The sequence below is a fragment of the Pedobacter sp. genome (assembly GCF_035566355.1).
Classification (GTDB): Bacteria; Bacteroidota; Bacteroidia; order Sphingobacteriales; family Sphingobacteriaceae; genus Pedobacter.
In genome coordinates this window covers 1-7,930 of record NZ_DATMRL010000241.1, presented here as the reverse complement: position 1 = coordinate 7,930, position 7,930 = coordinate 1, and the positions used below count along the sequence as shown (strand labels likewise).

The following is a 7,930-nucleotide window of genomic DNA, read 5'->3' as shown; positions in this document are numbered from 1 at the left end:
TTCCTCCAGTTTTCGTTGTTTCCAGAAGCTTTCCGGTAATTTTTCCAGTTCGGCTCTTGCCGACAACAGATCGGGAACGATGGCTGATGGGTTAGCCGCATTGTAAACAGCAATGGCCCTGAAGATGGCCTGTTCAACTTTACTGCTGTTTTTAACTCTTGTCCAGCTGGTATTGATGTCTTCGAATAAATCTGCTTTGGCGGGAACACCGAGGGTATGCTGGAAATAGTCAAAGGAGGAGCCGCGGGTACCTGTAGAGCCGAAACCCTGGCTTTTGTGCATGCTGCGGCTTTCGGCAGAGATCTCGCCATAGGATTTTCCAAGGAGGGCATTGTATACACCCACGTCAACTTTGAGCAGGGAGGGGGCGATTTTCTCAAATTCTTTTGGGTCTTTGAATGCCCATGAACTGATGTTCCACACCAGGCGTCTGGCTTGCCAAACCTCCACATATTTCAATTGCTCCGGAAAACGTTTTGGATCTGCAGCCGCTGCAAAGGCATCCTCTGCAAGGATGGAAGAAGCGCTGTGTTGTCCATGCCCCGCCCTGGAATCTTTGGGGAAGCGGGTAATGATCACATCGGGTTTAAAGTTTCTGATCACCCATACCACATCTGCCAATAATTTTTCCCTGTTCCAGATACTGAATACTTCTTCCGGATTTTTAGAAAAGCCAAAGTCGTTGGCACGGGTAAAGAACTGGTGGCCGCCGTCCGTTCGCCTGGCCTGCAGCAATTCCTGTGTCCGTATAACACCCAGCCGTTCCCGGATTTCCGGGCCGATCAGATTTTGTCCGCCATCGCCGCGGGTTAAAGAGAGGTAGCCGGTATGGTAGAGTTTGTGGTTGGCCATATAGGCAATCAGTGTTGTATTCTCATCATCGGGATGGGCGGCAAGGTACAATACATTACCCAGTACATTCAATCTTTTGAGGTCTTGCAGGATCTTACCTGCAGCGGGTTTAGCTGGGGCCTGGGCATAAAGCCCCAGGTTTGCAACGGCGATAAGAGTGGCGATGCAATATGCTGAGACAAAATAGTGGAATTGTTTCATTATAATGGATTTTGAGTATAAGAAGTGTTAATATCCAGTTCTCTCTGTGGGATCAGGAAAAGCAATCTTGGTGTTTTGCCTTGTGCTTTCATAAAATCTGTTGCTTTTCCAAAGCGGAGCAGATCTGGCCATCTGTGGTTTTCAAAAGCCAGTTCAACCCTTCTTTCCCGGAGTAGTTTATCTGTAAATGTGCCTGGAGTGGCAGAGTTTATCGGATCGAGACCAGCCCGGTGGCGGACCTGGTTGATCAGGTCATAGGATTCCGGGGTGTCGCCCAGTGCTTCTGCCAGCATCAGCAATACGTCTGCGTAGCGGAGTACCATGAAATTATAATCCGCATCGCCTTCATTATAAGCCGTCGTTGTTCCGTATTTCAGAATAAACCTTCCTGCATTTAAGGGTCCGTTTATGGGGTTCATAGAAGCCGAAAGGCGTTGATCGTTTGGTTCGTATGCAGCCTGCATTTCTGCTGTCGGACGGTTTTTATAAGCACCGGTGCTTTGCACCAGTAGCGGCGAAAAGGCATTGGTGAATTTATTACCTGTATTGGTACCGCCGCCCTTAAACTGAACTTCAAAAATGGATTCTGCATTGTTCTTGTTCGGTATTCCCCAGAGTTTAGCATAACTGGTCAGCAGGGTATAACCATAATCGGTGATGATGCGTCTAAGAACCGGTACTGCAGCTGGTTTATTGCCCATAGTGAGGTATATTTTGGCCAGCAAAGTGGCTGCTGCACCTTTGGTTGCTCTTCCTACATCGGCACTACTATATTTTACCGGGAGATAACTTTCGGCCTGGGTCAGGTCTGTAACCAGTTGTTTGTAGATTTCTGTTGCCGAAGACTGCGCATAGGTACGACCTTCTTCTACAGTAATTTCCTTGGTCACCAGAGGTACTTTGTTGAAGTTTACGGCCAGGTTATAATAGAAAAGAGAGCGGAGGAACAGGGCTTCCCCTTTGATCCTGTTCCTCAAGGTCTCCTCCATGGATACGGCATCTATCCGGCTCATGATGATGTTGCAACGGCTGATGCCGACATAGGTGTCCAGATAGGCAGAGGTGATGATTTCTGCTGTGGCTGCATTTTCATTGAAATTATCAATGAGGTTCAGATCAGCACCTAACCCGGTGATATCAGCGCCGCCATCGGTGTTGTCAGAACGCATTTCGTTCATGACCCAGTAGCTTTGGTTATAGGTGCCATCCATTTGCAGGGCTTTGTAAGCTGCATTCACTGCAATCACCATGTCGCCGCTGGTCTTGTAGAATTCGTTTACATTTCTTTGTGATATCGGATTCAAATCGGTAAAATCTTTACTGCAGGCCATCAGCATGCAGGTAAGTATAGATAGGTAAGTCAGGTTCTTTTTCATTGTTCAGTTGTTAGGTTCTTACTCTACTTAAATGAAGCGTTGATTCCAAAAGTGAAATTCTTGGACAGCGGATAAGCGCCGTAATCTTCGCCTTGTACACCAGTGGCTGTGGACTGATTGTTGACCTCCGGGTTATAACCAATGTATTTTGTCTTGGTAAATAAATTGGTGCCTGAAGCATAGATTCTTAAAGAAGAAAATACTTTGCCGACCAGTTTGTCGGATAAAGTATAACCAATGGTCACATTTCTTAGGCGCATATACGAAGCATCTTCAACCTGGTAATTGGAAGGGCGGTTGTTGAATCCATGTAAATCTCCCAGACGGTCTGCACGGGGTGTTTTTCCATCGCCGGGTTGGGAGGGTGAAACCCACCTGTTTAGTTCAAATATATAGGAATTGGTCGCAGCTTCGCCATTTCCTAGGTGTCTTCTGGTTAGATTTAGCACTTCGGAACCTTGTACACCCTGGATCAGGAAACTCAGCTCAAACCTTTTGTAGGTGAAACGGTTGGTCATACCATACGTGAAACTAGGCTGATAGTTTCCAATGACGGTTCTGTCATTGGCATCAATGACGCCATCTCCGTTTACATCCTTAAATTTGAAATCTCCAGGTCTTGCATTGGGAGCCAGTTTGTCTTTTGGAGCCCTGTTGATCTCGTCCTGGCTTTGGTAAATGCCCTCTACTACATAACCGTAATAACTGCCTATCGGATCGCCTATACGTGTGATATGGCGTATCCCTGCACCTCCTGTGCTTAGGATCGGGTCTCCGGTAATACCCAGTTTGAGTACTTTGTTTTTGTTGGTGGAAAAGTTAAGGTCTGTGCTCCAGGTAAACAAGCCTTCCAGGTTGTGGGTGGTGATGGCAACCTCAAGGCCCTTGTTTTCCACTTCTCCGATATTTCTTAAGGGGTTTGAGTTTCCGTAACCAACCACTGCAGGGACCTGTACATTCAGCAACAGGTCTGAAGTGATTTTCCGGTACCAGTCAAAGGAAACAAAAATCCTGTTCTTAAATAAGCTCATATCCAGACCAAGATCTACCTGCGTGTTCTTTTCCCAGGTCAGATTCGAATTGCTCGGAGTGGAAGGGGCGACACCATTTACCACTACATTCCCCAGTACGTAATTGTAAGGGTTGAGTAAGCCGATAGAGGCATAGTTCGGGATGAGGAAGTTTCCGGTTTTACCCCAGCTTCCCCTGAATTTGAAATCGCTGATAAAGCGGAGCTTTTTCATGAAGGGCTCATCAGATACCCGCCATCCTGCAGAGAAGGAAGGGAAATAACCTACTTTATTTCCTTCTCCGAAACGGGAAGCACGGTCAGAACGAATAGTGGCGGTAAGCAGGTATTTGTCTTTAAAGGAATAGTTTACCCTGCCCAGGTAAGAAACCAATGCCCATTCTTCTTCTGTTGCAGTTCCACCAGTCACTTGTCCGCCGCTTACAGTTTGTACCAAATCGTCTGGAAAATTTTCTGCCTGTACCTGGTTCATCCGGATCTTATTCTTTTGGGCGGTATACCCCAGTACAGAAGATATATGGTGCTGTCCAAAAGTTTTGTCGTAGGAAAGGGTATTCTCTGCGAGCCAATTGGTTTCAAGAGAAGAATTGGACTGTCCAAAGGGTACGCCTACGGTGGCAGTGCGGTCCAGGAAAGCCTTCTCGCGATAGTATTTTCTATTGTAATTATTGATGTCTGTACCAACCATCAGCTTGTATTTTAATCCTTCAAGGATGCGGTATTCGGCATAGGCGTTGGCAAAGGTTCTGAATTGTGTCAGGTCGTCGTGAATATACCTTACTACAGCAAGGGGATTACTGGAAGCGGTCATATTGGTTGCTGTCCCGTTTTCGGTGTTCAGGTGGCTTTGGTTATTGGATTGGTTAATCGTACCGTCGGGAAGATAAGGGCTTACCTGTGGAGAGGTGACCAATGCAGTATATACTGCTCCGGGAGGGTCAGCAAAATAAGGTGCACTGGTAGAGCCTCTGGCCTGATCTGTAAAGGAAGGATTCAGGTTAACACCGATCCTAAGGTTTTTAACCGGATCAGATTCCAGGTTGATCCGGAAGCTATAGCGTTTGAAACCGGTTTTATCAATAATCCCAGCCTGGTTGAAATAATTTCCTGAAATGTAGTAGCCGAGTTTCTCTGCTCCTCCTGCAAGAGATACACTATAGTTTTGAACGGCGGCAGTTTTGAACAAAACATCCTGCCAGTCTGTATCTACCCCAGTTGGATTAATAAACGCCGTTGGAAGGTAGTAACTGGTATTGGTAGATTTGGTATACCTGACCGAATTGGGGTCGTTAATATTAGCCCCTGGAACGTCCTGTAGGTACGCATTGTTCTTAGCCTCCAATACATATTGACTAAGCTGGGCGGCATTCATCAGCTTTACTTTATTGGCCAGGGATTGTACGCCGTAGTAGGAATCGAAATTGACAGCGGTGGTGCCATCCCTTTTTCCTTTTTTAGTAGTAATGATGATAACGCCGTTAGAGCCTCTGGATCCGTAGATGGCCGCTGCGGCTGCATCCTTAAGTACTTCGACCGACTGGATATCTCCTGGGCTGATGGTGCCTAAAGGATTGGCCGGGGCAGGCCTGAAAGCAACCGTTCTGCGAGCGACATCTCCTTGTATAGCCGATTCTACGTTTTTGGAAACCGGAAAGCCGTCTACAACGTACAGGGGCTCATTTCCTGCGGAAATGGATCCGACACCCCGGACCCTGATGGTTGTGGCTGCACCAGGTTCACCACTGGGTTCTTGTACCTGTACACCCGCAATCTGGCCTTGTATGGCATTTTCAAAACTGGATACAGGAATGTCTTTGATGTTCTGAGCGGTAAGGGTCGAGATAGATCCGGTCAGATTTCTTTTTTGCTGGGTACCATATCCCACCACCACCACCTCGTTGAGTTTCTGCTGATCTGGCTGCAACATGACATTGACAAGAGATGCGCCCGTCAGCTGTACTTCTTTAGTCATATAGCTGATGTAGGAAAATACCAGAATTCCGTTTCCTGTTACCCTGATACTGTATTTTCCACTGGCATCCGTTGCCGCAGTGGTGCTGGTACCTTTCAGTTTAACCGATACACCGGGAATGGATTCGCCGCTGATGGCATCAGTTACTTTTCCGGTTATGACCGTTTGTTTGTTTTGTAGCGATCCGGAGGAAGGTTCAGCCATGGTTTCTGTTCTGCCTTCTGCCTGTACAAAATCCGCTTCGGGAAAGGAGGGAAGGGCGGAGGTGTTCTTATCGTTGGTATTGATAATGTAAAATTGTTCCCCGATTTTTTTATAACTGATATTGCTTGGGCTCAGCAGGCTGGTCAGCGCGGTTTCTATGGTTTCTTTTTTGATCTCCCGTTTAACCGGGATCTTGATCTTTTCTACCTGCTTACTGTTGAACATGATGGAAACTTTATAGGCTTTTTCCAACTCTTTTAAAACATCTTTCAATGGTCTGAACTGTTCATTGACAGTAGGATAAGTTCGGACTTTAGTGCCTGTTGCATGGTAGGCAAAAGACTGGGCACGGGCATAGGCCAGCGAGTTGCCCACTATCAGGCAGATAGTGAGCAGGCGTAAAATGGTTACCATATGGGTTCGGTTTGGTTTAGGAATTAGGTTAATTTGATGTTACAATCAGTGTGTCTCCTTTTCTTATAAGTTCTAAGTGAAATATCTCCGACAGACCTTTGATCAACAGGTCTATGTTTTGGGTTGGAGCAGAACCGGATACGCTCATGTTCATCAGTTCTGGTTTTTCTACCTGAATATTCAGGCCGTAGGTATTATGTAACTGTTGCAACACCTCTTTAAGTCTGGTTTTTTCAAAGACGAGCCTGGAGGATTTCCAGGAAGAGTACATCTCCGGATCGACCACTTTTTTGATATAGGTATGTTGCGCGGGCTGGTACTCTACCAGGTCGCCAGGTTTCATGGTAATCACCTTTTCCCTTGCAGGATCAGCAGTTTCCATACGAAGGGCGATTTTACCGGAATTCAATACTACTCTGGTTTCCTCTTTTCTTTTGGATACGTTGAATTCAGTTCCCAGTACCTGCACAGAAGAATGATCGTTCATGCGAACAAAGAATTTCTGATCGGTTTTGGTATGTTTTACCGAAAAATAAGCTTCTCCGTCCATATTGACCTCTCGGTCGCCACTTGATGACCAGTGTTTACGGAAGCTTAGCCGGGTATTTCCATTCAAAAGAACCACAGAACTATCCGGAAGTACAATTCTTGCGGTCTCTCCGTATTTGGTGGTGTAGCTGATCATGCGGTGGTAGTCTTTCAGAAACAGGATGCCAGCTGCTGCAACCAGGAGCAGTACTGCGGCAGCGGCCAACAGTTTTGGGCTGAAAAGAGTAAATTTCCTTTCTGGCTGGATTTGTATATCTTCTTCCAGAAGAGGTTCAAGCTTCTTCCAGGCTGCATCTATCCGTTCCAGATCGTTTTTATATTTCTTCTTCATCTGCTGTTCCTTTTATACTAAGACGGTACTCTTGTTATAATGTACTGGAAAAAGTTAAATTATTTTGTATTATTTTTTTTTGTGTCTGTTTCCCGGAGCCAGTAGAGCAAATAAGGCACATTGTAAGCATGGGTCCAGCCAAAGACGCGTAAAGCATTTCTGACATCCCACTCTGCATATTCTTTTTCGGGATCCTGTGGGAAATGGCTGACTTGCAGCAGGGTTTCTGCCAGTTGCTTTTGCGTGGCGGGATCACCGAACTTGATCTTCGCCTGATCTGTTTTGAGTACTTCCGCACGTTTTAATGCAGTATCGAGATAGCTTTTGTCTTTAGTGAATTCATAGCCAACCAGTAAACTGTGTATAGAGGAAAGGTAGGATTCAAAGAAATAGCTAACGGGTTCATTGTCCCGGACCGATCTGGCATGTTTCAACAAGGCAGCTTTTACTTTTTCATCTTTGGTGATCTGGTAGTATTTTTTCAGTCCTTGTGAGGCATAGACCTGAGAATATCCGTAACGGTCTACAACCAGGCTGTTGTTTTGCTCCGTGCCATTTTGCAGACGAAGCATCTGCGCTACGCGATCCTGGAGATCGGGCAGGTATTTTGGGTCTTTAGTGGCATCCCAGACTTCTGTCATGTTCCATACAGAAAGGTACAGACGTCTTCCGGTGAGATCATGATCTCCCCAAATGCGTTTGATATAGGTATCTGCAGTCTGTTTGGCCACATCCAGGCCACGGTGGTCTCCGGAGATGTAGTAATCTGCCAGCCAGCCTTGTACCCAGACATGAGCACTGAGTACAGCTGTCCAGTGCTGATCTCCATGCCTTTTGCCAATGCCCAGATAAGGGGTGGTAATGTCATCCATTTCCTGGTTCTGGAAATAATCAAGCGAGGGATTGGTGTCGCCGAAGTAGGTTGGCTTTTTAGGCCAGTGGATATTGTCTACATCCATCGTATGTTTACTGGTGGCCTGGGCAGCTTTGTAGAAACGGGG

The 7,930-nt window shown here is 46.3% G+C and carries 5 protein-coding genes; all 5 read right to left on the bottom strand.

The window, feature by feature from the left end; translation table 11 throughout:
- Positions 1-1,053 (bottom strand): PIG-L family deacetylase (locus tag VNZ46_RS09310; RefSeq protein WP_325559861.1); only part of this gene is annotated, 1,053 nt, incomplete at its 3' end.
- Complete coding sequence (locus VNZ46_RS09305) at positions 1,053-2,429, bottom strand: RagB/SusD family nutrient uptake outer membrane protein (RefSeq protein WP_325559859.1); 1,377 nt, start codon at positions 2,427-2,429, stop codon at positions 1,053-1,055. The genes VNZ46_RS09310 and VNZ46_RS09305, both read right to left, overlap by 1 nt.
- A 23-nt stretch (positions 2,430-2,452) precedes the next feature.
- The gene (locus tag VNZ46_RS09300) at positions 2,453-6,049 is read right to left on the bottom strand and encodes a SusC/RagA family TonB-linked outer membrane protein (protein ID WP_325559858.1); all 3,597 of its coding nucleotides are present in this window, start codon (positions 6,047-6,049) and stop codon (positions 2,453-2,455) included.
- 28 nt (positions 6,050-6,077) lie between these two features.
- On the bottom strand, positions 6,078-6,929 hold the full coding sequence (locus VNZ46_RS09295; protein ID WP_325559857.1) for a FecR family protein: 852 nt from the start codon (positions 6,927-6,929) through the stop codon (positions 6,078-6,080).
- 59 nt (positions 6,930-6,988) lie between these two features.
- On the bottom strand, positions 6,989-7,930 hold a 942-nt coding region (locus tag VNZ46_RS09290; protein WP_325559855.1), incomplete at its 5' end, for a hypothetical protein.